We start from the raw sequence: 23,852 nt of genomic DNA on the forward strand, positions 1-23,852 counted from the left end.
CCATCACCCGCGCCCATGCGTATTGCGACCATGGCCAAGGCACTTGTCGGACTCCTGCTCTGGATCGTGGTGGCGCTGTGCCTGTTCCTCACGCTGGTGCCGCCCTTCCTCGATCGCATCTATTATCGCGGTGCCGAGACCGGCCATTTCGACGGACAGCATTTCGCCAATCCGGATGGCGAGACCGCGCCCGCCCCCGCGTTGGCTTTCGCCTTCCTGGCGCACCGGGCGGCAAGCGCCACGCAGCAGCCGCCCTGGCCGGCCCGCGTGCCGGTGGCGCAGGGGCATCCCCCGGCGCGGGTGGCGGGGCAGGCGATGACGGTCACCTGGATCGGCCATGCCAGCGTGCTGATCCAGACCCAGGGGCTCAACATCCTCACCGATCCGGTGTGGAGCGAGGTGGCCGGCCCGCTCGGCATCGGGCCGAAGCGCGTCGCCGCGCCGGGTGTGCGGCTGGCGGACCTGCCCAGGATCGACCTGATCGTCGTCAGCCACAACCATTACGATCATCTCGACCTCGCCACGCTGAAGACGATCTGGCAGCGCGACCGCCCGGTGATCGTCACCGGGCTCGGCAACGACAGCGTGATCGGGCAGGCGGGGGTGCCGGCGCGCGGGCTAGACTGGGGGCAGCGGCTCACGCTCAGGCCCGGCGTCGATGTCGTGGTGACCCGCAACCATCACTGGAGCAGCCGCTGGTTCGCCGATCGCAATCGCGCGCTCTGGTCGAGCTTCGTGGTGACGCTGCCGGGCGGCAACCTGTTCTTCGCCGGCGATACCGGCTGGGGCGACGGCAAATGGCCCGCCGAAGCCGCAGCACTCGGCCCGGTGCGCTTCGCCGCGATCCCCATCGGCGCCTTCCGCTTCAAGCCCGGCCAGATGGCGGCGGATGCGCATATCGGTCCGCGCGACGCAATCCGGGTGTGGGACGGGCTCGGCCGGCCTTGGGCGCTCCCGATTCACTGGGGAACGTTCCGCCTCTCTTGGGAAGCCTATCGCACCCCGCCGGACATGCTGGCCGCGATGCTGCGCTGTGGCGGGACGCGCGGCGATCGCTTCGTCGATCATGCAATCGGTCGCAGCTTTGACGTGCCCGCGATCAGCACCCCGCCGCCCGCGCCAGACGACCAGGGCATCGCGACATGCCGTGCCGAGGGGCACTTCGATCGTTTCCGCTGAGGTTGAGACGCTTCGCAACCGTTCCTAAGAAGGGGGCGAGGGCGGGGACGGATGCACGACGGCAGCGGCGCAGGGCGCCATCTAGAGACGAATGGAAAGCAGATCGCCAAGGCGCTGGCGGCCGGCAGCGCGCTGGGCGGGCTGCTGATCCTGCTGCTGCTGATCGCGGCGGGGCAGCGCGCGCCGCTGGCGCTGCTGGCGGGCTGGGCGGTCGGCACGCTGTTCGCGGGTCTGGCGCTTGCGGCGGTCGGCGGGCCGATCTGGCTGTTGCTGCACGCGATCGGGTTGCGGCGCGGCCGCTATGCCGCTGCGGTGACGGGGCTGCTCGGGCTGGGCCTGTTCGTCGGCGTGCAGAGCGGCGGGGGCATGTTCAGCCTGGCGCCGATCGACACGCGCAGCTGGCTGTTGGGGCTGGCGTTCAAGCTCGCCCAGGCGGCGGCGGTGACGCTGCTCGCAGGCGGCATCGGCCTGGCGATGTGGCGTATCGCCTACCGTCCAACACCCTGATCGCCCAAGTTCCTGATCGAAAGGCCGCTTTTCAGACGGCGCCCTGCACCCCATATTCCGGCCATGGCGATCCAGATCCGGACCAACCTTGCCGAGCCCGAGACGGGCCAGGCGTTCATCCCCCACCGTCCGCAGCGCCCCGAAAAGGCGGAGGGCGGCAAGGCGTTCAAGCTCGTCTCCGAATACCAGCCCTCGGGCGACCAGCGCTTCGCGATTCCGGAACTGGTCGAGCAGGCGCGCGCCGGCGAGCGCGACCAGGTGCTGCTGGGTGTCACCGGATCGGGCAAGACCTACACCATGGCTAAGGTGATCGAGGAACTGCAGCGCCCCGCGCTGATCCTCGCGCCCAACAAGATCCTCGCCGCGCAGCTCTATGGCGAGTTCAAGAACTTCTTCCCCGAGAATGCGGTCGAATATTTCGTCAGCTACTACGACTACTATCAGCCCGAGGCCTATGTGCCGCGGTCGGACACGTATATCGAGAAGGAAAGCTCAATCAACGAGGCGATCGATCGGATGCGCCACGCGGCGACCCGCTCGCTGCTGGAGCGCGACGACGTGATCATCGTCGCCTCGGTGTCGTGCCTCTACGGCATCGGCTCGGTCGAGACCTACTCCGCGATGATCTTCGACCTCAAGAAGGGCCAGGTGGTCGACCAGCGCGAGATCATCCGCAAGCTGGTGGCGCTCCAGTACAAGCGCAACGACGCCGCCTTCGGGCGCGGCGCCTTCCGCGTGCGCGGCGACAATCTGGAGCTGTTTCCGTCGCACTATGAGGATACCGCCTGGCGGATCAGCTTCTTCGGCGACGAGATCGAGGAGATCGTCGAGTTCGATCCGCTCACCGGCAAGAAGGTGGCGAGCCTCGACTATGTCCGCGTCTATGCCAACAGCCACTATGTGACGCCGGGGCCGACGCTGAAGCAGGCGATGGAGGCGATCCGCCACGAGCTCACCGAGCGGCTCAAGGAACTGGAGGCCGAGGGCAAGCTGCTGGAGTTGCAGCGGCTGGAGCAGCGGACGAACTTCGACCTGGAGATGATCGCAGCGACCGGCAGCTGCGCCGGCATCGAGAATTACAGCCGTTTCCTTACCGGCCGCCTGCCGGGCGAACCGCCGCCCACCCTGTTCGAATATCTGCCCGAGAATGCGCTGCTCTTCGTCGACGAGAGCCACCAGACGATCGGCCAGATCAACGGCATGTCGCGCGGGGATCACAAGCGCAAGCTCACCCTCGCCGAGTACGGCTTCCGCCTGCCGAGCGCGATCGACAACCGGCCGCTGCGCTTCAACGAATGGGACGCGATGCGGCCGCAGACCACCTATGTCTCGGCCACGCCCGGCGACTGGGAAATGGAGCGCACCGGCGGCGTGTTCGTCGAGCAGGTGATCCGCCCCACCGGGCTGATCGATCCGCCGGTGGAGATCAAGCCGGTCGAGGAGCAGGTGCAGGACCTGATCCAGGAGTGCAAGGCGACCGCCGCCAAGGGCTATCGCACGCTGGTGACCACGCTTACCAAGCGCATGGCCGAGGACCTGACCGAGTACATGCACGAGGCGGGCGTGAAGGTCCGCTACATGCACTCGGACACCGAGACGCTGGAGCGCATCGAGCTGATCCGAGACCTGCGGATGGGCGTGTACGACGTGCTGATCGGCATCAACCTGCTGCGCGAGGGGCTCGACATCCCCGAATGCGGGCTGGTCGCGATCCTCGATGCCGACAAGGAAGGCTTTCTGCGTTCGGAGACTTCGCTGATCCAGACGATTGGCCGCGCGGCGCGCAACGTCGAGGGGCGGGTGATCCTCTATGCCGATCGCATGACCGGCAGCATGGAGCGCGCGCTCGCCGAGACCGGCCGCCGCCGCGAGAAGCAGATGGCGTATAATCTCGAACACGGAATCACGCCGGAAACGGTCAAGAAGAATATCGGCGACATCATCGCGCATGTGTCGAGCAAGGACCAGGTGACGGTGGAGATCGATGCCGATCGCCCGCACATGGTCGGCCACAATCTGCGCGGCTATATCGAGGAGCTCGAAAAGAAGATGCGCGATGCCGCCGCCAACCTCGAGTTCGAGGAAGCCGGCCGCCTGCGCGACGAGATCCGCGCGCTGGAGGCGGAGGAACTCGGGCTGCCGGAGAGCGAGCGCAAGGCACCGGTGATGGGGCGCAGCAACGAAGGCAAGCCGGGCACGCGGAAGACGCGCTATGGCAAGCAGACCAAGACGAAGTTCGGCGGGCCGAGGCGGGGATAAGGGCGCTGACGGCGGTAACGAGGCACCTGTCGTCGTGGAAAGCGTGTGACAGTGTTGAACGGTCACACGAGGAAACGATGGTCCGCATTTCCAGGTTGTACGGGCAGGTGATGAATGATCCGCGAGCGACGCTGCCATTCCGCGATTTCGAGGATATTGTCGCTGAGTTCGGATTGAGTATGCAAGAATGAGCGAGCCGCATTACCACATCAATCTGCTCTGGTCGGACGAGGATGGGTGCTGGATCGCCGACGCTCCCGACCTGCGCTATTGCACGACTCATGGCGACACGCCCGAGGCCGCGCTCGCCAATGTTCGCGAAGCCATTGCCGGTTGGCTGGAGGCGGCGGCGGCAAACGGCATGCCGATCCCTGAGCCGCGATACCGCCCCTCAATCTATGCAGCGCGCTTCGCCGCTTGAGTATTCCCGCAAGCAATTGATTCAGCCGCTTCGTTGGGCGATCTTCCTCCCGGATCCGGGCACACCGGAACGACATGGGAGAGGGTAGGATGCGCGCACGCGGCATGGCGGCAGGCATTGCGATGGCGGCGCTGTGCGCCTGTGGCGGTGGAGGCTCCGCAGGGGGGACGGTAACGCCGCCGGTTTCCGCGCCGGCCCCGACACCCACGCCATCCCCAACGCCGGCGCCCACGCCGACCGCGACTAGCGCCAGCTACACGCCCGCCGCCGCCTTCCGCCCGACCACCGGCGCCGCCATCCCGATCGGCAAGTGCGTCAACATGGGCAACCATCTGGAAGCGCCCAACGAAGGCGATTGGGGCCGCGCGATCGGCGAGGCGGACTTCACGATCATCAAGACCGCCGGGTTCGACACGATCCGCCTGCCGGTGCGCTGGTCCAACCACGCGCTTGCCGCGCCGCCCTACACGATCGACGCAACCTTCCTCGCCCGCGTCCGCCACGTGGTCGATACCGCCCGCGGCGCCGGGCTCAACATACTGCTCAACCTGCACCATTATGAGGAAATGGCGACCGCGCCTGCCGCCCATGCCGAGCGGTTCGCGATGCTGTGGAAGCAGATCGCCGCCGCCTTCGCCGACGAACCCGAGGCGAGCGTGTGGTTCGAGCTGATGAACGAGCCCAATGGCGCGCTCAACGACGGCAATCTGCTGGCGATCCTCACCCCTGCGCTGGCGCAGGTGCGCGCCACCAACCCCACGCGCCCGGTGATCATCGGCGGGCAGAACTGGAGCGGCGTGCCCTCGCTCGCGACGCTGCAATTGCCCGACGATCCCCGGCTCGTCGTGACGATCCACACCTATGATCCGTTCGACTTCACCCATCAGAACGCCACCTGGCTGGCACCCGGCCGCGTGCCGCCGCTCGGGCGCATCTTCGGCGGCGCCGCGGACCTGCGCGAGCTCAATGCCAATCTGGCGGCGGTGCAGGCCTATATGCAGCGCACCGGCCGGCAGGTGTTCGTCGGCGAATATGGCGCGAACGACGATCCCGGCATCCCGCTCGCCCAGCGCATCCTCTATTACGGAACGTTGTCCTCGGCCTATGCCTCGATCGGCGTGCAGAGCTGCGCTTGGGCCTATACCAACACCTTCAAGCTCCGCGACGGCAATGGCTGGCTGCCCGGGATGGTCGAGGCGATCCGTACCACGACGACGCTGCGATAGCGGACCCCGTGCGACCGACTGCCGCTGGGATGCGGGCGGCGGGTGTTGAGGCGGGGGCACGCCTCGCCCATAAGCGCGCCATGCGTTTGCTTTCCCTGCTCGCCGGTGCCGGCCTCGTTCTCGTCGCCGGCTGCGTGCCCGCTCCGTCCACGCCGCCGCCTGCGCCTGCTCGGCGCCCGGTGCCGGTACCCGCGCCGCCACCGCCGCCCGCGTCCAAGCCGACGCTCCGCGCGGACTGGCGCGACTGGCCGCTCACGCCGGGCGATTGGCGATATCGCGCGGGCAGCGCGACCTATGGCGCGGCCGGCGGCGCCCCGCTTGCAACCTTCCGCTGCGATCTAACGACGCGGCGCGTGACGCTGGCGCGTACCGGCTCGGCGCCCGCCAGCCTCACCCTGCGCACGACCAGCGCCGTCCGGGCCGTGCCCGCGACACCGGACCCGAGTGCGCCCGGCATGCTCGCCATGGCCTTCGCTGCCAACGACAGCTTCCTGGACGCGCTGGGCTTCAGCCGCGGACGGTTCGTGATCGAGGGCGGGGGCATGCCGGTGCTGGTGATTCCGGCCTGGCCGGAGATCCTGCGGGTGGTGGAGGACTGCCGCAAATAGGGCGACGCGGCGCAGCGCTTCGGCCCAGACTTCCAGAATCGCACCGATAAAAATCTTTTACAAGACTTGTTCTGCGACTCGGGGTCATCCTACATGTCAAGTGTGTCGAGAGGCACAGGCTCTTCAACAAGCGAAAGGAGGTGATCCGATGTCTCATGGTTCAGCAGTGAGGTCGGTTCAGTTCGTTCGGGAGACGCGCCGCTGATCCTGCCGCGTGGATGGAAGCCCTCCATCCATATTGCCGCCGGGAGGTATTCTCCTCCAATCAACGTCGGCAGTTGCAGGTAACGCGGTCCGCATGGTCTCCCGGGCTGGAGCTCTCCGGCCGCTGACCATGTCGGGGGTCGCCGGGTACCCAGGAGTGGGGCCCGGCGGCCTCTTTCATTTTGGCCCCCGTTCTTCCGCTTTCCCGCAATGTCCTTTGGTTATCGGAAAATTACGTTTCCGATATGGATTTGCCCCAACTAGGCAGAACCCGAGTCGGCAGGGCAGAGCCGCACGCTCCAGGGACATTGGCAGCGGAGCGCCCGATGCAGCAGGCAGTGCAGGGAGACGCGGACGCGGCGCGCGGCGCCGATCTGCGCATGATGCTGGGGGCATTGCCCTCGCCGGTGCTGCTGATCGACCAGCACGATCGCATCGTCGAAGTGAACCAGGCATATTGCGACCTGGTCGGCAAAGACCGGGCGCATTGGCTCTCAACGCCGATCGAGGCCTATCTCTCGCGCGAACAGATATCCCGTTTCGTCGCCGAACATGCCCAGGTCTTCGCGACCGGCAAGGACCTCGAGACCGAAGAGCTTCTCGTCGGCCATGACGGCACGGTGCGGAACCTGGTCACCCGCCGCCGGCGGATCGTCGTTGGCGAGACCCTGCTGGTGCTGACCATCCTCACCGACATCACGCCTTTGCGCACCGCGGAAGCGCGAATCCGCCATCTCGCCTATCACGACACGCTGACCGGCCTGCCCAACCGCGCCGCGCTCGCCGAGCAGCTGGCCGGTGCGCTGGCGACATGCCCACCGTCGGCGCCCGCGCTGGTGCTGATCGACCTCTACCAGTTCAAGGACATCAACGACGCGTTTGGGGACAGTGTCGGCGATGCTTTGCTCCGAGCTTTCGCCTACCGGCTCGCGGGCGCTGCCCGCGGGTCGGACCGGGTAGCGCGGACCGGCGGGGACAGCTTCGCGGTGCTGGTCGATGATTGCCGCGACGCCGCCGCGGCCGAGGCGGCGTGCAGGCGGGTGCTCGCGCTGCTCGATGCGCCGCTCGTCGGGCCGTCGGGCGCCGTGACGCTCGGCGTCTCGGTCGGATGCGCCTGGGGGGAACCCGGCCTGTCCCCCGACGAACTGCATCGCCGCGCCGAATTCGCGCTCTACGAGGCGAAGCGCCAGCCGGCCAACGCGTTCCGCCTCTACGACGCAGCGCTGGCCGGCGAGATGCAGGCGCGCCGCATGCTGGCGGCGGACCTGCGCGCCGCACTCGCCGCGGGCGACCAGCTCGACGTCCATTACCAGCCGGTGATCGATGCCGGCGGCCACCGCGTCGTCGGCGTCGAGGCGCTGGTGCGCTGGCACCATCCCCAGCACGGCATGATCGCGCCGCTGCGCTTCATTCCCATCGCCGAGGCGAGCGGGCTGATCGTGCCGCTCGGCGAATGGGTGCTCGATCGGGCGGTTTCGATGATGGTGCGCTTCCCGGCACTGGCGCTGGCGGTGAACCTGTCGCCGATCGAGCTGCGCAGCCCGCATCTCGATTCCCGCATTCTCGCGATTCTCGCTCGGCACGGCATGGACCCGCGGCAGTTGCAGCTGGAGGTCACCGAAAGCACGATGCTCGCGATGGATGCCGGGGTGGAGCTGACCCTCGCCCGGCTGCGCGAGGCGGGCGTTCAGCTGGTGCTCGACGATTTCGGCACGGGCTATTCCAGCCTGTCGCACCTCCACAAGCTCGCGGTGGACCGGGTGAAGATCGACCAGAGCTTCGTCCGCGATCTCGCCCGCTCCAGGGATGCGCGGGCGATCATCCAGGCGGTGCTGGGCATCGGCCAGTCGCTGGGCATCGGCGTTACCGCGGAAGGGGTGGAGGACGAATTGCAGCAGAGCTTCCTGCGCTCCTTCGGCTGCCACGAATATCAAGGCTATCTGTTCTCGCGTCCGCTGCCCGCCGCCGAGGCGGCGGCCTTCCTCGAAGCGCATACGGAACGCGCGGCGGCCTGAACGGCGCTAGCGCAGCACGGTGCGTCCGGGCGTGCCTCCCGCGGGAAGGCGCGGCGCGATGCTCGGGTTGCCGGGATACCGGCGGCCGTCGAAGCGCAGCCGGACATCATATCCGCCCCCGATGCCGCCACCGGCGACATGGACGGCGAGATCGTGCCATCCGCGGGTCTTGCTTGCCAGCACGCGGATCGGCGGACGGGTGACCGACATCCTGCGCACGACGCGCCAGCCGCTGCCTCGGGGGGCCAGGATGTACAGGGTGCAGCCGCCGCTGCCGCACTGCCCGGCGGATTCCGCATAGGCTAGCACTTCCGGCCTGCCGTCCCCGTTCAGATCGGCTGCAGCCGCGCGATAGCGGTCGAGACCGAGCGTCCCGGTGAGGAAGGCCTCGGCGGAAGCGGGGACCGGCGGGGTGAACGCGAGCAGGGCAGCGAGCAGCATCGGGCGACCTCCGGCAGGACGGTGCGATCCTTACCCCTTAAAGCGCTTGGTAACGAAGCGCTTATGCTTCCTTCGCCAGGCCTTTCAGCTTGTACAGCACGTCCAGCGCCTCGCGCGGGCTGAGCGCGTCGATGTCGATCGCGTCGAGTTCGTGGCGCAGCGCGTCGACCTTCTCTTCCTCCGCATGCGCGGCGGCGGCGAACAGCGGCAGGTCGTCCAGGCCTGCAGCGAGGCCGCCGGTCTTGGCGCGGCCGGCCTCGAGCTTGTCGAGCACCGCCTTGGCGCGCTTGACCGTGGCGGGCGACATGCCCGCGAGCCGTGCGACGGCGATGCCGTAGCTGCGATCGGCTGGGCCGTCGGCCAGCTCGTGGAGCAGTACCAGTTCGCCCTTCCATTCGCGCGCGCGGACATGGTGAAGGGTCAGCGCTTCGCAGCGTTCGGCCAGCCGGGTCAGCTCGTGATAATGGGTGGCGAACAGGCAGCGGCAGCGATTTTCCTCGTGGATCGCCTCCACCACCGCCCAGGCGATGGCGAGGCCGTCATAGGTGGAGGTGCCGCGGCCGACCTCGTCGAGGATGACGAAGCTGCGCGGCGTCGCCTGCGCCAGGATCGCCGCAGTCTCGACCATCTCGACCATGAAGGTCGACCGGCCACGGGCGAGATTGTCCGAGGCGCCGACCCGGCTGAACAGCCGGTCGACCAGCCCCAGCGTCGCGCGGGTGGCGGGGACGTAGCTGCCGGCCTGCGCCAGCACCGCGATCAGCGCGTTCTGGCGCAGGAAGGTCGACTTGCCGCCCATGTTGGGGCCGGTGACCAGCCACAGGCGCGAGTCTTCGGAGAGCCTGCAGTCGTTGGCGACGAAACGGCCGCCGGCGCGGGCAATGGCGGCTTCCACCACGGGATGGCGACCGCCTTCGATCTCGAAGCAGCTATGCTCGACTAGGTCGGGGCGGGCCCAGCCGCCTTCGGCCGCGCGTTCGGCGAGACCGGCAGCGACGTCGATCCGGGCCAGCGCGTCGGCGGTCGCGGCGATCGGCTCGCGGCGGGCGAGTGCCTGGCCGGTCAGGTCTTCCAGATGCGCGGACTCGGCGGCGAGGGCATGCGCGCCGGCCTGGGTGACCTTCACTGCGACGTCGTGCAATTCGGGGGCGTTGAAGCGGACGACGCCGGCCAGCGTCTGGCGATGGGTGAAGCCGCTGTCGGGCTTCATCAGCGCGTCGGCCGAGCGGGCGGGGACTTCGATATGATAGCCGAGCACGCCGTTGTGGCGGATCTTGAGCGCGGTGATGCCGGTGCGGGCGCGATACTCGGCCTCCAGCAGGGCGATGGCGCGGCGGCCGCCGGCGCCTGCGTCGCGCAGGTCGTCGAGCGCGGCGTCATAGCCCTCGGCGATATAGCCGCCATGCGCGGCGTCGACCGGCGGCTCGGGGACGAGCGCACGGGCAAGCAGGTCGATCAGCGCGCCGTGCCCGCGCAGCTGGGGGGCGAGCTCGCGGAGCAGGGCGGGGGCGTCGGCCAGCCGGTCGAGCTTCTCGCCCAGCCGCCAGGCACCGTCGAGACCGTCGCGGAGCTGGCCGAGATCGCGGGGGGAACCCCGGCCGGCGGCGAGGCGGCCGAGCGCGCGGCCGATATCGGGGAGCGCACGCAGCGTCGCGCGGATGCTGTCGCGCAGGCCGGAATCGTCGTGGAACAGCGTGACGAGGTCGAGCCGCGCGTCGATCGTGGCGCGGTCCATCAGCGGCGCGGCGATGTCGGCGCCAAGCAGGCGCGCGCCGGCGCCGGTCACCGTGCGGTCTACCGCGTCGAGCAGGCTGCCCTTGCGCGCACCGGCGGCGCTGACGGTGAGTTCCAGGCTCTCGCGCGTCGCCGCGTCGATCGCCATCGCGGCTTCGGCGCGGCTGACCCGCGGCGGGCGGAGGAAGGGCAGCGAGCCCTTGGCGGTATGCTCCAGATAGGCGACCAGCCCGCCCGCGGCGGCGAGCCCTGCGCGCGAGAATTGCCCGAAGCCGTCGAGCGTGGCCACGCCGAACAGCCGCTTGAGTCGCGCCTCGCCCCCGGCGCTGTCGAAATCGAGCTTGGGGCGGAGTGCCGTCGCCAGCTCGGCGAACTCGGTCGCATCGCAGGCGATCGTCTCGGCCGGGTTCAGCCGGGCGAGTTCGGCACCCAGCCGGGCGGCGTCGGTCTCGATCAGCTCGAAGCGGCCAGTAGAGATGTCGGCGCAGGCGATGGCGACGCCGCCGCCGGCCTCGCCCACCGCCACGCACCAGTTGGCGGAGCGGCTGTCGAGCAGCGCTTCCTCGGTCAGCGTGCCCGCCGTCACCACGCGGATGATCGCGCGGGAGACCAGCGCCTTGGAGCCGGCGCGCTTCTTGGCTTCCTCGGGCGTCTCGGTCTGGTTGGCGATGGCGACGCGGTGGCCGGCCTTGATCAGACGGGCGAGATAGGCCTCCATCGCGTGCACCGGCACGCCGCACATCGGGATCTTGTCGCCCTCATGTTCGCCGCGCGAGGTGAGCGCGATGTCGAGCACCGAACTCGCCGTCTTCGCGTCCTCGAAGAACAGCTCGAAGAAGTCGCCCATCCGGTAGAAGAGCAGGCAATCCCCCGCCTCTTCCTTGAGCGCGAGATACTGGGCCATCATCGGGGTAGGGGCGGCAGAGGACATCGCGCCTCGCTACCGGAAGCACGGGGGGCGGCACAAGCCGCAGCCATGGGGTGACGCTGGTGGAAACTGGGGATAAGGCGCGGGGGCATGAGCTTCTTTTCCGCGCAGACGGGCAAGGCAGCGGTGCTGCGCTGGCACTGGATCCTGCTGCTGTCGCTGCTGTCGATCCTGCCCTTCCTGTTCGTGCGGGTGCCGCCGCTGGTCGACGTGCCCGGCCATATCGGGCGGTTCGCGGTGCAGCTGGCCCCGGCGGACAGCATCCTCCACCGCTATTTCGTCTTCACCTGGCGGCCGACGCTCAACCTAGGGGCGGACCTGATCGTCCAGGCGCTGCACCCGCTGCTGGGGCCGGTGGCGGCGATGTGGCTGGTCTGTGCGGCGGTGCCGGCGCTCACCGTGCTGGGGCTGCTTGCGGTCACCCGGCGGCTGAACCCGGGGGGTGCGGCGGCGCTGCCCTTCGCGCTGCTGTTCGTCTACAACGATTCCTTCCTGTGGGGCTTCGTCAACTATGCGCTGAGTGCGGCCCTGTCGCTGTGCGGCTGGGCACTGTGGATGGCACTGGAGCGGCGCAAAGCCCTGCGCGCGCTGATCTTCGCCTTGTTCGCCCCGGCGCTGTTCCTGGGGCATGGCGAGGGCGGCGCGCTGCTGCTGTTGTGGGTCGCGGCCTGGGAGGCCGAGCGGATCGGGCGCTGGTGGCAGCCGCGCGGCCTCGCTGCGCTCGCCGCCAGGCTCTGGCCCTTCCTGTTCGTCGTGGTACCGGTGGTGCTTTCCGCCGGCGGGGAGAAGGGCGGCAAGACCGTCTGGGACTTTCCCGGCAAGATCGACGCGCTGTGCAACATGCTGCGCGATCAGAACATGGCGTTCGACCTGGCGAGCCTGGGCGCCGCCCTTGCGGTGCTCCTCTATGGCCGGCTGCGCGGCGCGCGACTGGCGCGCGGGGGCAGGCTGGCGGTGTGGGCAGGCTGTGCGCTGTTCCTCGCTTCGCCCTACCAGCTTTCGGGCACCGCCAATGTCGACGCACGGCTGGTCGCGCATGCCATGATGCTGGCGCTGGCGCTGCAGGACTGGAGCCGCGTGCAGCGCCGCCCGCGCGCCTGGGTGGCGGCGGCGGGAGTCGCGCTGCTGGTGCTGCGCTTCGGCGTCACCAACGCAAGCTTCATCGGCTATGGCCAGCGCTACCATCGCGAGCTGCAGGCGCTCGACCATGTCGCGCGCGGCAGCCGGGTGCTGAACCTCACCCTCGCCGATTGCGGCGCGCGCGCGTGGCGAAACCCGCGGATCACCCACCTGGCCAATCTCGCCACGCTGGAGCGCGATGCCTGGGTCAACGCGCATTGGGCGGTGAAGTCGGTCCATCTGCTGGAATCCCGCTATGCGCCGTCGGGCTTCGCGACCGATCCGTCTCAGCTCGTTTCTCCACCCGATTGCGTCGGCACCACCGGTGCGGGTCGCAACCGGCACAGCATCGCGCAACTCGTGCCGGCGCTGCCGCTCGACCAGGTCGACTATCTATGGCTGATGGACGTGCAGCTGCCGACGGGCGTCCGCGACCCGCGGCTAGTACCGATCTGGCGCTCCGGCGACAGCGCGCTGTACGCAATTCATCATATTAAAGCGACGTAGGGGAAAGCACGGAAAACGACTTCTGCGGTTTGCAATCGCTGCTTCGGGCTGCTTTAGGGGCGCAAACAGTCAACGAAGTTAGGAGCCGAGCGGATGGCCGAAGAGAGCAACGTCCAGTTTTCCGATCGCGAGGCGCTGCGCTACCACGCTGAGGGCCGCCCCGGTAAGATCGAGATCGTCGCCTCCAAGCCGATGGCGACCCAGCGCGATCTGGCGCTCGCCTATTCGCCCGGCGTCGCCGTGCCGGTGCTGGCGATCGCCGAAAATCCTGCAACCGCCTATGATTACACGGCCAAGGGCAACCTCGTTGCCGTGATCTCCAATGGTACCGCTATCCTGGGCCTGGGCAATCTCGGCGCGCTCGCGTCGAAGCCGGTGATGGAAGGCAAGGCGGTGCTGTTCAAGCGCTTCGCCGACGTCGACTCGATCGATCTCGAGCTGAAGACCGAGGATGTCGATCGCTTCATCGACGCGGTCGAGCTGATGGAGCCGAGCTTCGGCGGCATCAACCTCGAGGACATCAAGGCCCCCGAATGCTTCGTGATCGAGCAGACGCTGCGCGAGCGCATGAACATCCCGGTGTTTCATGACGACCAGCACGGCACCGCGATCATCGCCGCCGCCGGCCTGATCAACGCGCTGTACCTGACCGGCCGCGACATCAAGACGACCAAGATCGTCGTCAACGGCGCCGGCGCCGCCGCAATCGCCTGCACCGAGCTGATCAAGGCGATGGGCCTGCCCCAGGACAATCTGCTGATGTGCGATCGCACCGGCGTGATCTACCAGGGCCGCGAAGGCATCAACCAGTGGCAGTCGGCCCATGCCGCGCGCACCGACCGCCGCACGCTGGCCGAGGCACTGGAAGGCGCGGACGTGTTTCTCGGCCTCTCCGCCGCCAATGCGCTTCCGGCCGAGCTGCTCGAGAAGATGGCGCCCAAGCCGATCATCTTCGCGATGGCCAATCCCGATCCGGAGATCACCCCGCCCGAGGCCAAGCGCGTGCGGCCGGACGTGATCATCGCCACCGGCCGTTCGGACTATCCGAACCAGGTCAACAACGTGCTCTGCTTCCCGTTCATCTTCCGCGGCGCGCTCGACGTGCGTGCGACAGGGATCAACGATGCGATGAAGGTCGCCGCCGCCCGCGCGCTGGCCGAGCTCGCTCGCCAGCAGGTGCCCGAGGAAGTGGCGAGCGCCTATGGCACCTCGCACAGCTTCGGCCCCGACTATATCATCCCGACGCCGTTCGACCCGCGCCTGATCGAGATCATTCCCTCGGCAGTGGCGCAGGCGGCGATGGATTCGGGCGTGGCGACGCGGCCGATCATCGACATGACGGCCTATCGCCAGCAGCTGCGCGCGCGCATGAACCCGACCACGTCGGTGCTCAGCATGGCGTACGAAGGCGCCCGCGCCACGCCGAAGCGCGTCATCTTCGCCGAGGGCGAGGAAGAAGTGGTGCTGCGCGCCGCAATCGCCTTCCAGGAGGGTGGTTATGGCACGCCGGTGCTGGTCGGCCGCGAATCGGTGCTGGATCAGCTGCGCGCGCTCGGTGCGAACCCCGATCATTTCGAGCTGCACAACAGCGTCAACTCGCCGCTGGTCGGCGAGATGGTCGAGACGCTGTACAAGCGCCTGCAGCGCCGCGGCTATCTGCACCGCGACTGCGAGCGGATGGTCAATCGCGACCGCAACATCTTCGGTTCGCTGCTGCTCCGCCTCGGCCATGCCGATGCGATGATCACCGGCGTTACCCGCACCTATGCCGAGACGATGCGCCAGGTGCGTCGCGTGATCGATCCGGTCGACGGCCGCACGCCGTTCGGCATCCATGTGCTGGTCGGCCAGTCGCACACCGTGTTCATCGCCGACACCACGGTGAGCGAACGCCCGAGCGCCGAGGAACTGGCCGACATCGCCGAGCGCACCGTGCAGGTCGCCCGCCGCATGGGCCATGAGCCGCGCGTCGCGTTGCTCAGCTACTCCACCTTCGGCAACCCCGAGGGCAAGTGGATCGACAATATCCGCGACGCGGTGAAGGTGCTCGATGCGCGCGGCGTGCAGTTTGAATATGAAGGCGATATGGCGCCCGACGTGGCGCTGAACCCCAAGCTGCTCGCCAACTACCCGTTCGCGCGTCTCTCGGGCCCGGCCAATATCCTGATCATGCCGGGCCTGCAGTCGGCCAACATCTCGGCCAAGCTGCTGCGCGAGCTGGGTGGCGACTCCACCATCGGCCCGATGCTGATCGGCATGGAGAAGCCGGTGCAGATCGCGCCGATGACCTCCACCGCCAGCGAGCTGGTGACGCTGGCGGTGCTGGCGGCGGGCGAAATCGCGCGGTAATGTCCGTCGACTTGCTCGGGCCGCTGGTCTCGCGCGAAACGCTCGTGCTGGCGCCGGTGCTCGGCATCTATCTGCTGGTATCTGCGGTGGGGTTCCTGCGGTTCCCCACCGCGGTTGCCGATTTCTCCCGCGACCTCTGCCGGCATCCGGCGGCGATGCACGCCGTGGGTGCGGTTGCATTTTTTGTCGGCGCGGGAATTGTCTCCTTTCATCGCCACTGGGGCAATCCCGCGGAGATCGCGGTGACCGCGACGGGGCTCTGGTGGGCTTTCGAGGGGGCGGGCATGTTGGCGTGGCCTGGCTCGGTGGTTCGCGCAATGCAGCACCCCCGCTACATTTCCACCATGCGTGCGATGCAGTGGAGTGCGCTGCTGGTGGGGGCTATCTCCTATCGGTGGGCTTGCTCGGCGGCACGGCTTAGCCGTCGATGCTCGCGCCCAGCGACGCGTTGACCAGCCCTCCGTCCACCGTAACGGTTTCCCCGACCAGATAATCTCCTGCCCGGCTGGCGAGGTAGATGGCCGCCCCCGCCATGTCCTCGGCGACGCCGATGCGCCTCGCGGGAATCGCCTGCGCGACGGTGCCGCCATGATCGCGCGCAGCCTTGTTCATGTCGCTGGGGAAGGCGCCGGGCGCGATCGAGGTGACGTGGATCTGGTCGCGCACCAGCCGCGCCGCCATGCGCCGGGTCAGATGGATCAGCGCCGCCTTGGATGCCTGATAGCTGTAGGTTTCCCACGCGTTGAGGCGCTGGCCGTCGATCGAGGTGATGTTGATCACCTTGGCGGGACGGTCGGTCGAAGCGCCGGCCTTGAGCAGATCGTGCAGTGCCTGGGTCAGGAAGAAGGGCGACTTCACGTTGAGATCCATCACCTTGTCCCAGCCCTTTTCCGGGAAACTCTCGAACGGCTCGCCCCAGGCGGCGCCCGCGTTGTTGACGAGGATGTCGAGGCGGGGCTCGCGCGCGGCCAGATCGGCAGCGAGCGCGCGACAGCCTTCGACGGTGGAGACGTCATGCGGCAGCGGGATCGCATTCGGACCCAGCGTCGCGGCGGTCGCTTCGCAGGCGTCGGCCCGCCGCGACGACACATAGACCTTTGCACCCGAGGCAACGAACCCCTCGGCGATCATCCGCCCGATCCCGCGTGAGCCCCCGGTGACCAGCGCCACCCGTCCATCGAGGCGAAACAGCGAAGCTACGTCCATGCCAAACTCCCTCTCCCCTCCGGGGAGAGGGCCGGGGAGAGGGGCAGTCTCTCGATCCCGGCCCATCGTTTCGTGTGTCCGACTGCCCCTCTCCATACCTTCTCCCCGGTGGGGAGAGGGCTTCCTTATCCGCCGCGCTTGAGTGTCTCCCGCGCGATGATCAGTTGCTGGATCTGGCTGGTGCCTTCGTAGATCCGGAACAGCCGCACGTCGCGGTATAGCCGCTCGATCCCGTAATCGGCGATGTAGCCGGCGCCGCCGAAGATCTGCACCGCGCGATCGGCGACGCGGCCGACCATCTCGCTGGCGAAATACTTGGCGGCCGCGGCTTCCATCGTCGTGTTCGCGCCGGCGTCCTTTGCCGCCGCCGTTTCCAGCACCAGCGCGCGGGCGGCGAGCGCCTCGGTCTTCGAATCCGCCAGCATCGCCTGGATCATCTGGTGCTCGGCGATCGGTTTGCCGAATTGCCGGCGCTCGCTGGCATAGGCGACGCAATCAGCGATCAGCCGCTCGGCCACGCCGGCGCACACCGCGGCGATGTGCAGCCGCCCGCGATCGAGCACCTGCATCGCGATCCGAAAGCCATCGCCCTCTTCGCCCAGGCGATTCTCCGCCGGCACGGGCACGTCGTCGAAGATCACATCGGCGACGCGCGCGCCCTTCTGCCCCATCTTCTTCTCGGGCTCGCCGATCGCGACGCCGGGCAGGTCGCGCGGCACCAGGAAGGCGGAGACGCCGCGCCCGCCGGCTTCCTCGCCGGTGCGCGCCATCACGGTGAAGAGTTGCGCCTTGTCGGCATTGGTGATGTAGCGCTTGGTGCCGCTCAGCCGGTACACGTCGCCGTCCCGGACGGCGCGCGTCTTCACCGATCCGGAATCCGAGCCCACGTCCGGCTCGGTCAGCGCGAAGCTGGTGATGATCGCGCCGCGGGCGATGCGCGGTAGCCAATGCGCCTTCTGCTCGGGCGTGCCGGCAATCACCAGCCCCTGGCTGCCGATGCCGACATTGGTACCGAAGGCGGAGCGGAAGGCCGGGGTGGTGCGCCCCAGCTCGATCGCCACGCGGGCTTCCTCGGCCATGGTGAGGCCCAGCCCGCCATGTTCCTCGGCGATCGAGAGCCCGAACAGCCCGAGCGCCTTCATCTCCTCGACGATCGCATCCGGGATCGCATCCGCCGCCTCCACCGCCGCCTCCAGCGGGCGCAGCCGCTCGGCGACGAAGCGACGGACCGTGTCGATCAGCGCGTCGAACAGCTCTGGTTCGAGGGCCATGGCCATCCTCTCGGTTCTAATTTTTGGCAGGTATAGCGGTTGGATGGCCGCCTGCAAGCCATACCCGATCTTCCAAAGTGTTTCGTTTGCCGGGGCGGCCCCCTCCCTGTATCGGGGAGGGCGGGGGACGTAGTGGAGAATGAATTGATGGCCGGTCGCACCGCCGACACCCCACCTGTGCCGCCGAGCCGGCGCGTGGCGACGCCGACGATGCTCGCTTATGGCTTTGGCGCCGCGGCGTACGGCGTGAAGGACTTCTGCTTCGTCACCTTCCTGCTGCTGTTCTACAACCAGGTGGTGGGTCTCCCCGCGGCGCAGGTTGGCTTCGTGATCATGTGTGCGCTGCTGTTCGACGCGTTCGTCGATCCGGCGATCGGCATGCTGTCGGACCGGACCCGGAGCCGCTGGGGGCGGCGCCATCCCTGGATGTATGCGGCCTGGCTGCCGATCGCGGTGGGCTGGCTGTTCCTGTGGAACCCGCCTGCCTGGGGCCAGAGCGCGCTGCTCGGCTGGCTGTTCGTCTCCGCCGTGGTCGTGCGTACCGCCGTCTCCGCCTTTGAGGTGCCCTCCCAGGCGCTGAGTCCCGAGCTCTCCTCCGATTATGAGGAGCGCACCAGGATCATGGCCTATCGCTTCCTGTTCGGCTGGGGCGGGGGCATGGCGATGCTGATGCTCTCCTATGGCTGGTTCCTTGCCGAGCGGACCGGCCAGCCGCACGGCCAGTTCGATCGCGCCGGCTATCCCGGCTTCGCTATCGGCGGGGCGGCGCTGATGGTGGTGGCGATCCTCGGCTCGGCACTCGGCACGCATCGCGAAATCAAGAACCTGCCGCCGGTGGAGATCGAGCCCCAGCCGCTGCGGCAGAGCATCGCCGAGCTGTTCGCCACGCTGCGCAACCCGGCCTTCCTGGTGCTGATGACCGCGGCGCTCAGCTATTTCGTCGCGCAGGGCATCAGCTTCTCGATGTCCAACTATCTCTACGCCCATGTCTGGCGCTTCGGGAACCTCGCCTTCCAGCTGCTCGGCGCGACGCTGTTCCTGGGTGTCGTCTTCGCCTTCTTCCTCGCCCCGAGGCTGGCGCACCGGATGGGGAAGCCCCAGGCGGCGACGATGGCGATGGTGTTCGCCGTGCTGCTCCTCGTCGCCCCCTATCTCCTCCGCCTCGCCGGGCTGTTCCCGGCGCCGGGGAGCCCGCTCTTGCTGCCGGTGCTGTTCTCGATCTTCACCGTCAACGCGACTTTCGCCGTGTCCTCCACCATGCTCGGCGCCTCGATGCTGGCCGACGTGGTCGAGCACTCCGAAGTCGAGACCGGGCGGCGCTCCGAGGGGGTGTTCTTCGCCGGCTTCTTCTTCGTCCAGAAATGCTCGAGCGGGCTCGGCATCTTCGCGACCGGCCTGATCCTCAGCTTCTCGGGCTTTCCCGACGGTGCCAAGCCCGGGACGGTGCCCGAGGGCGTCATCGACCGCTTCACGCTGATCTTCTGCGCGGTCTACCTCCTGCTCGGCGCCATCGCCGCCTTCTTCTATCGCCGCTTCCCCTTCGGCAAGGCGGAGCATGCCGCCCGGCTGGCGCAGCTCGGCGCGCGGGCCGACTGACACCGGAAATGCCCGCCGGGTACGTAACCCGGCGGGCATCCTTTCCTCCCCAGGAAAGGCGTCAGGCCACGCGGCCCAAGCGGTGGTAGAGGTTGGAGAACTTCACCGATTCCGGCTTGTCCTTCACCGCCTGCAGATGGGCCCCGACGGCCTCGCGGAGCAGGCGGAAATCCTCGGTGGAAAAGACGGCGCGGCTGCGCTGCGGTTCGTTCGACATGGCATGCTCTCCTGATTACGCGGCTTCACTGGTAAACTGGGCGGCTTCGGTGCTCTCGGCGAGCGCGGTGGTGGAGCTGGCGCCCCCCGCCACGGTCTGGGCGACGGCGTCGAAATAGCCGGTGCCGACCTCGCGCTGGTGGCGCGTCGCGGTATAGCCCTCGGCCTCGGCCGCGAATTCGGCCTGCTGGAGCGCCGAATAGGCCGCCATGCCGCGATCCCGATAGCCGCGCGCCAGCTCGTACATGCCGTAGTTGAGGCTGTGGAAGCCGGCGAGGGTGACGAACTGGAACTTGTACCCCATCGCGCCGATCTCGCGCTGGAAGCGGGCGATATCGTCCTTGTCCAGGTTCTTCTCCCAGTTGAAGCTGGGCGAGCAGTTATAGGCCAGCATCTTGTTGGGATGCTGCTTCTTGATCGCCTCGGCGAAGCGGCGGGCGTCGTCGAGATTGGGCTTCGAGGTTTCCCACCACAGCAGGTCGGCATGCGGCGCAAAGGCCAGCCCGCGCTGGATGCAGTGGTCGACCCCGGTGCCTTCCTTCAGGCGGAAGAACCCCTCGGTGGTCCGCTCGCCGGTGAGGAACGGGTGATCCCGTTCGTCGACGTCCGAGGTAATCAGCCGCGCCGATTCCGCATCGGTGCGGGCGCAGATCACCGTGGGGACGCCGCACACATCCGCCGCCAGCCGCGCCGCATCGAGGTTGCGGATATGCGCCTGGGTGGGGATCAGCACCTTGCCGCCGAGATGGCCGCACTTCTTCTCGCTCGCCAGCTGGTCCTCGTAGTGCACGCCCGCCGCGCCGGCGGCGATATAGGACTTCATGATCTCGAAGCAGTTGAGCGGGCCGCCGAACCCGGCCTCGGCATCGGCCACGATCGGGGCGAACCAGTCGCGCGTCGCGCCGCCTTCCATATGCTCGATCTGGTCGGCGCGCTGGAGCGTCGCGTTGATCCGCCGCGCCAGCTCCGGCCCGGCATTGGCCGGGTAGAGCGACTGATCGGGGTACATCTGCCCGGCGGTGTTGGCATCCGCCGCGACCTGCCAGCCCGACAGGTAGATCGCCTTGAGCCCCGCGCGGACCATCTGCATCGCCTGGTTGCCCGAGAGCGCGCCGAGCGCATGGACATAGTCCTCGGTGCGCAGCAGCTCCCACAGCTTGAGCGCGCCGCGGCGGGCCAGGGTGTGCTCCACCGGCAGCGAGCCGCGCAGCTTCGCGACATCTGCGGCGGTGTAGGGGCGCTGGATGCCGTCGAATCGCCCGGCGGGGGCGGGGACGAGATCCTCGAAACCAAGCGACTGGGGCATTGTGAATTCCTTGACTGAATGGCGAAACCTTGTGTGGGTAAGTTGCCAAAGTTCATGCAGGTGGGGAATTCTACTTCGGGTTCGCACAGGGTGTGGGTGTGTGCTGGGTTGCCGAACCTCCTTGTTGTGGTGTAAAGTATTTACATATCAATGGGTGTTGTTTGGTGAGAACGTACCAAGAACGCTTAGTGTAGGAAAGCCGCCGTGGAAGGTGCCGGCCCTCCAGCCGTCATCCCGGCGGAAGCCGGGATCCATTGCCGCTCCGGCGCGGCAGGAGGGGCGGCCGACAGGCGAATGGATCCCGGCTTTCGCCGGGATGACGGTGGCGGGGGCGGTCCTCCCAAAATTCCTCCCCGGAACGGGGAGGGGGACCGCGCCGCGCGAGCGGCGTGGTGGAGGGGCCGCCGCGCTAGCGGCGGTGCGGGCGGGGGATAGTCCGGGACTACCGCGCCTGCGGCGCGGCCCCTCCACCCCCGCCTTCGGCGGCGGTCCCCCTCCCCGTTCCGGGGAGGAATTTGGAAGGAGCAGGACTCGAACCATGGCCGAACGCAAACTCTTCGCCGGGCACGCCATCCGGCGGCTGCGCTTCCAGCTCGGCGTCACCCAGGCGGCGATGGCGGAGGCGCTGGAGATTTCGGCCAGCTATCTCAACCTGGTCGAGCGCAACCAGCGGCCGATCTCCGCCGCGCTGATGCTCAAGCTGGCCGAGACCTATGACTTCGATCCCCGCCGCCTCGCCGCAGCCGAGCCCGGCGGCGGGGCCGAGGCGCTGCGGCGGCGGCTGGCCGACCCGCTCTTCGCCGATCTCGCTATCGATCGCCACCAGCTCGAGGAATGGCTGGCCGGCGCACCCGACGGCGCCGAGGCCTTTGCCCGCGCCTATGACCGGATGGGCAGCGCCGCTGCCCCGCTCCCCGGCACCGCGCAGGATCCCGGCCCCCAGGTCCGCCGCGCGATCGAGCGCTGGCGCAACCATTTCGCCGATCTCGACGCCGCCGGCGAGGCGCTGGCCGACGAACTGCGCATGGCCGGCGAGCCGTATGGCGCGATGGCCGATCGGCTGCGGGTGAAACACCAGCTCGCCGTGCGCATCCTGCCCGCCGAGGTGATGGGGGATGCGCTCAAGCGGCTGGACCTGCATGCGCGGCAATTGCAGCTGTCCGAAGCGCTCGATCCCAGCGCGCGCGCCTTCGCGCTGGCCGAGCAGCTGGCGGTGGAGGCGCGCGACGAGATCGAGGCGCTGGTGCGCGGCGCCGAACTGGACCGGGCGGCGGTGCGGCTGTTCCGCCGCCATCTGACCGCCTATTTCGCCGCCGCGGTGACGATGCCCTATGCCCGCTTCCTGCGCGCGTGCGAGGCGAGCGGCTATGACCTGGAGCTGCTCCAGCGGCGCTTCGGCACGAGCGCGGCGCAGGTCGCGCACCGGCTGACGACGCTGCAGCGGGTGGGCGCGCGGGGGCTGAGCTTCTTCCTGATGCGGTTCGATCGCGCGGGGCAGGTCTCGAAACGCTATGCCGGCGCCAGCGGATCGGCGCTGGTCGAGGCGGCGGTGCCGTGCCCCTTTTGGAACGCCTATGACGCCTTTGCGCGGACCGACGAGACGGCGGTGCAGCTGGTCGAGCTGGAGGACGGCGCGCGCGCCTTCACCATCGCGCGCTGCGTGCATCCGCATGGGGGTGCGCCCGGCGGCGTGCGCCCGCGCTTCGTGATCGCGCTGGGCCTGCCGGCGGCGGAGGCGGGGACGCTGGCGGCGGCGCGCGGCGTGGACCTGGCCGGCCGCGCCGCGCCGATCGGGCTGGGGTGCCGGGGGTGTACGCGGGTGGCGTGCCCGCAGCGCTCGGCGGCGCCTGCGGGGCGGGCTGCGGCGGGGAGCGAGCGGGAGCGCGGGGTTACGGCGTTTGGGTTTGCGGGGGATTGAGGGGGCGCCTTGGCAGCGGTGCTCTACTGCAATGCCAAAGCCGCGCGTAAGTCGCGTATCTCAACCAAATCCGGAAGGTCTGCCTCCAGCGCATCTGCCAGGCGGGTCAGGTATCCCATGAAGGCAACGCCGTCGCAACTGAATGTCGGGAAGGTCAAAGGATAGTCCTCAGGGTCCACCTCCGCTGTGAAGATGATTGGCGACGTGCTGTTTTCCGACGTCGTAACGGGAGGATCCCCGTCTCGATGGATGATCCAACCCGGGTCGCCCGCGACGCCTCCCCAATTCGAATCGGTTAGAAGGGCGATGATGTCTGGGATGCGCAATTCAGAACCGACGACCAAGAGCGACAGTTTCATAGCGGCATCCTCATCCTGAAGAGGATCTAACCGGAAGGCGTTCTTAAGATGGGTCATGGCGTGATTCATCGCTCTGGATTGTCCTTCATAAGCCATGATGGATAGTGGCGCCCGAAGCTGTCGCTGCATAGGCTCGCGGCTACGGCAAAGGAGGGCGCCCGGCGGGGTGCGCCCGCGCTTCGTGATCGCGCTGGGGCTGCCGGCGGCGGAGGCGGGGACGCTGGCGGCGGCGCGCGGCGTGGACCTGGCCGGCCGCGCCGCGCCGATCGGCCTGGGGTGCCGGGCGTGTACGCGCGTCGCCTGCCTGCAGCGCTCGGCGGCGCCTGCGGGGCGGGCGGCGGCGGGGAGCGAGCGGGAGCGCGGGGTTACGGCGTTTGGGTTTGCGGGGGATTGAGAGGTTAAGAGGTCTGCAGCAGTGTCTTTGAATCACGAATTTTCATGATAAGCATTATGTTTCGATCATCTGGTCAATTAGTATTTCGG

The 23,852-nt window shown here is 68.4% G+C and carries 20 protein-coding genes; 13 read left to right on the forward strand and 7 right to left on the reverse strand.

What is annotated here, in order from left to right:
* The first annotated feature begins 15 nt into the window (after positions 1-15).
* The 7 genes from ABIC65_RS06675 to ABIC65_RS06705 all read left to right on the forward strand — a co-directional run bounded on the left by ABIC65_RS06675 (position 16) and on the right by ABIC65_RS06705 (position 8,419).
* Positions 16-1,179 carry an MBL fold metallo-hydrolase gene (locus ABIC65_RS06675; RefSeq protein ID WP_354307636.1) on the forward strand — a complete coding sequence of 388 codons (1,164 nt, stop codon included), beginning with the start codon at positions 16-18 and terminating at the stop codon, positions 1,177-1,179.
* A 51-nt stretch (positions 1,180-1,230) separates the two neighbouring features.
* Positions 1,231-1,686: a hypothetical protein gene (locus ABIC65_RS06680; RefSeq protein WP_354307637.1), complete on the forward strand. Its 456-nt coding sequence runs from the start codon at positions 1,231-1,233 to the stop codon at positions 1,684-1,686.
* 63 nt (positions 1,687-1,749) lie between these two features.
* Positions 1,750-3,945, forward strand: a complete 2,196-nt coding sequence (gene uvrB, locus ABIC65_RS06685) for an excinuclease ABC subunit UvrB (protein ID WP_354307639.1) — start codon at positions 1,750-1,752, stop codon at positions 3,943-3,945.
* A 187-nt stretch (positions 3,946-4,132) separates the two neighbouring features.
* On the forward strand, positions 4,133-4,366 hold the full coding sequence (locus ABIC65_RS06690; protein ID WP_354307640.1) for a type II toxin-antitoxin system HicB family antitoxin: 234 nt from the start codon (positions 4,133-4,135) through the stop codon (positions 4,364-4,366).
* Between the two features lie 89 nt (positions 4,367-4,455).
* Positions 4,456-5,592: a glycoside hydrolase family 5 protein gene (locus ABIC65_RS06695; RefSeq protein WP_354307642.1), complete on the forward strand. Its 1,137-nt coding sequence runs from the start codon at positions 4,456-4,458 to the stop codon at positions 5,590-5,592.
* A gap of 80 nt (positions 5,593-5,672) precedes the next feature.
* Positions 5,673-6,200: a hypothetical protein gene (locus ABIC65_RS06700; RefSeq protein WP_354307643.1), complete on the forward strand. Its 528-nt coding sequence runs from the start codon at positions 5,673-5,675 to the stop codon at positions 6,198-6,200.
* A gap of 530 nt (positions 6,201-6,730) precedes the next feature.
* A complete protein-coding gene (locus tag ABIC65_RS06705) occupies positions 6,731-8,419 on the forward strand; it encodes a putative bifunctional diguanylate cyclase/phosphodiesterase (RefSeq protein ID WP_354307644.1) in 1,689 nt (562 codons plus the stop codon).
* A 6-nt stretch (positions 8,420-8,425) separates the two neighbouring features.
* Here ABIC65_RS06705 and ABIC65_RS06710 read toward each other — a convergent pair whose 3' ends face one another.
* Together ABIC65_RS06710 and mutS are read right to left on the reverse strand one after the other, a co-directional pair.
* Entirely contained in the window at positions 8,426-8,860 is a 435-nt protein-coding gene (locus tag ABIC65_RS06710) for a hypothetical protein (RefSeq protein ID WP_354307645.1), read from the reverse strand.
* A gap of 61 nt (positions 8,861-8,921) precedes the next feature.
* Positions 8,922-11,501 (reverse strand): DNA mismatch repair protein MutS, encoded by a 2,580-nt coding sequence (gene mutS, locus ABIC65_RS06715; protein ID WP_354307791.1) that lies wholly within the window; start codon positions 11,499-11,501, stop codon positions 8,922-8,924.
* Between the two features lie 111 nt (positions 11,502-11,612).
* On the opposite strand from mutS, the gene ABIC65_RS06720 reads away from it, so the two are divergent.
* The 3 genes from ABIC65_RS06720 to ABIC65_RS06730 all read left to right on the forward strand — a co-directional run bounded on the left by ABIC65_RS06720 (position 11,613) and on the right by ABIC65_RS06730 (position 15,949).
* Positions 11,613-13,148 carry a DUF3488 domain-containing protein gene (locus tag ABIC65_RS06720; protein ID WP_354307646.1) on the forward strand — a complete coding sequence of 512 codons (1,536 nt, stop codon included), beginning with the start codon at positions 11,613-11,615 and terminating at the stop codon, positions 13,146-13,148.
* 93 nt (positions 13,149-13,241) lie between these two features.
* Positions 13,242-15,497: an NADP-dependent malic enzyme gene (locus ABIC65_RS06725; RefSeq protein WP_354307648.1), complete on the forward strand. Its 2,256-nt coding sequence runs from the start codon at positions 13,242-13,244 to the stop codon at positions 15,495-15,497.
* The gene (locus tag ABIC65_RS06730; RefSeq protein ID WP_354307649.1) at positions 15,497-15,949 is read left to right on the forward strand and encodes a hypothetical protein; all 453 of its coding nucleotides are present in this window, start codon (positions 15,497-15,499) and stop codon (positions 15,947-15,949) included. The genes ABIC65_RS06725 and ABIC65_RS06730 overlap by 1 nt, the downstream gene beginning before the upstream one ends.
* Here the strand turns inward: ABIC65_RS06730 and ABIC65_RS06735 are convergent.
* Together ABIC65_RS06735 and ABIC65_RS06740 are read right to left on the reverse strand one after the other, a co-directional pair.
* Positions 15,915-16,703 (reverse strand): SDR family oxidoreductase, encoded by a 789-nt coding sequence (locus ABIC65_RS06735; RefSeq protein WP_354307651.1) that lies wholly within the window; start codon positions 16,701-16,703, stop codon positions 15,915-15,917. The two genes, ABIC65_RS06730 and ABIC65_RS06735, sit on opposite strands and share 35 nt — an antisense overlap.
* A gap of 125 nt (positions 16,704-16,828) precedes the next feature.
* On the reverse strand, positions 16,829-17,974 hold the full coding sequence (locus tag ABIC65_RS06740) for an acyl-CoA dehydrogenase family protein (protein ID WP_354307652.1): 1,146 nt from the start codon (positions 17,972-17,974) through the stop codon (positions 16,829-16,831).
* A gap of 147 nt (positions 17,975-18,121) precedes the next feature.
* Between ABIC65_RS06740 and ABIC65_RS06745 the strand changes: the two genes are divergently transcribed.
* The gene (locus tag ABIC65_RS06745; RefSeq protein ID WP_354307653.1) at positions 18,122-19,570 is read left to right on the forward strand and encodes an MFS transporter; all 1,449 of its coding nucleotides are present in this window, start codon (positions 18,122-18,124) and stop codon (positions 19,568-19,570) included.
* A gap of 61 nt (positions 19,571-19,631) precedes the next feature.
* Here the strand turns inward: ABIC65_RS06745 and ABIC65_RS06750 are convergent, their stop codons facing one another.
* Both ABIC65_RS06750 and aceA read right to left on the reverse strand, forming a co-directional pair.
* A complete protein-coding gene (locus tag ABIC65_RS06750; protein WP_019367690.1) occupies positions 19,632-19,787 on the reverse strand; it encodes a hypothetical protein in 156 nt (51 codons plus the stop codon).
* A 15-nt stretch (positions 19,788-19,802) separates the two neighbouring features.
* Positions 19,803-21,092 (reverse strand): isocitrate lyase, encoded by a 1,290-nt coding sequence (aceA, locus tag ABIC65_RS06755; RefSeq protein WP_354307654.1) that lies wholly within the window; start codon positions 21,090-21,092, stop codon positions 19,803-19,805.
* Between the two features lie 538 nt (positions 21,093-21,630).
* Here aceA and ABIC65_RS06760 point away from each other — a divergent pair.
* Positions 21,631-23,010 (forward strand): helix-turn-helix domain-containing protein, encoded by a 1,380-nt coding sequence (locus ABIC65_RS06760; protein ID WP_354307656.1) that lies wholly within the window; start codon positions 21,631-21,633, stop codon positions 23,008-23,010.
* A 23-nt stretch (positions 23,011-23,033) separates the two neighbouring features.
* Here ABIC65_RS06760 and ABIC65_RS06765 read toward each other — a convergent pair whose 3' ends face one another.
* A complete protein-coding gene (locus ABIC65_RS06765; protein WP_354307657.1) occupies positions 23,034-23,369 on the reverse strand; it encodes a hypothetical protein in 336 nt (111 codons plus the stop codon).
* Between the two features lie 97 nt (positions 23,370-23,466).
* Between ABIC65_RS06765 and ABIC65_RS06770 the strand changes: the two genes are divergently transcribed.
* On the forward strand, positions 23,467-23,763 hold the full coding sequence (locus tag ABIC65_RS06770) for a short-chain fatty acyl-CoA regulator family protein (RefSeq protein WP_354307792.1): 297 nt from the start codon (positions 23,467-23,469) through the stop codon (positions 23,761-23,763).
* The last annotated feature ends 89 nt before the right edge of the window (positions 23,764-23,852 follow it).

The sequence above is a fragment of the Sphingomonas trueperi genome (genome assembly GCF_040545665.1).
Taxonomy (GTDB): domain Bacteria; phylum Pseudomonadota; class Alphaproteobacteria; order Sphingomonadales; family Sphingomonadaceae; genus Sphingomonas; species Sphingomonas trueperi_B.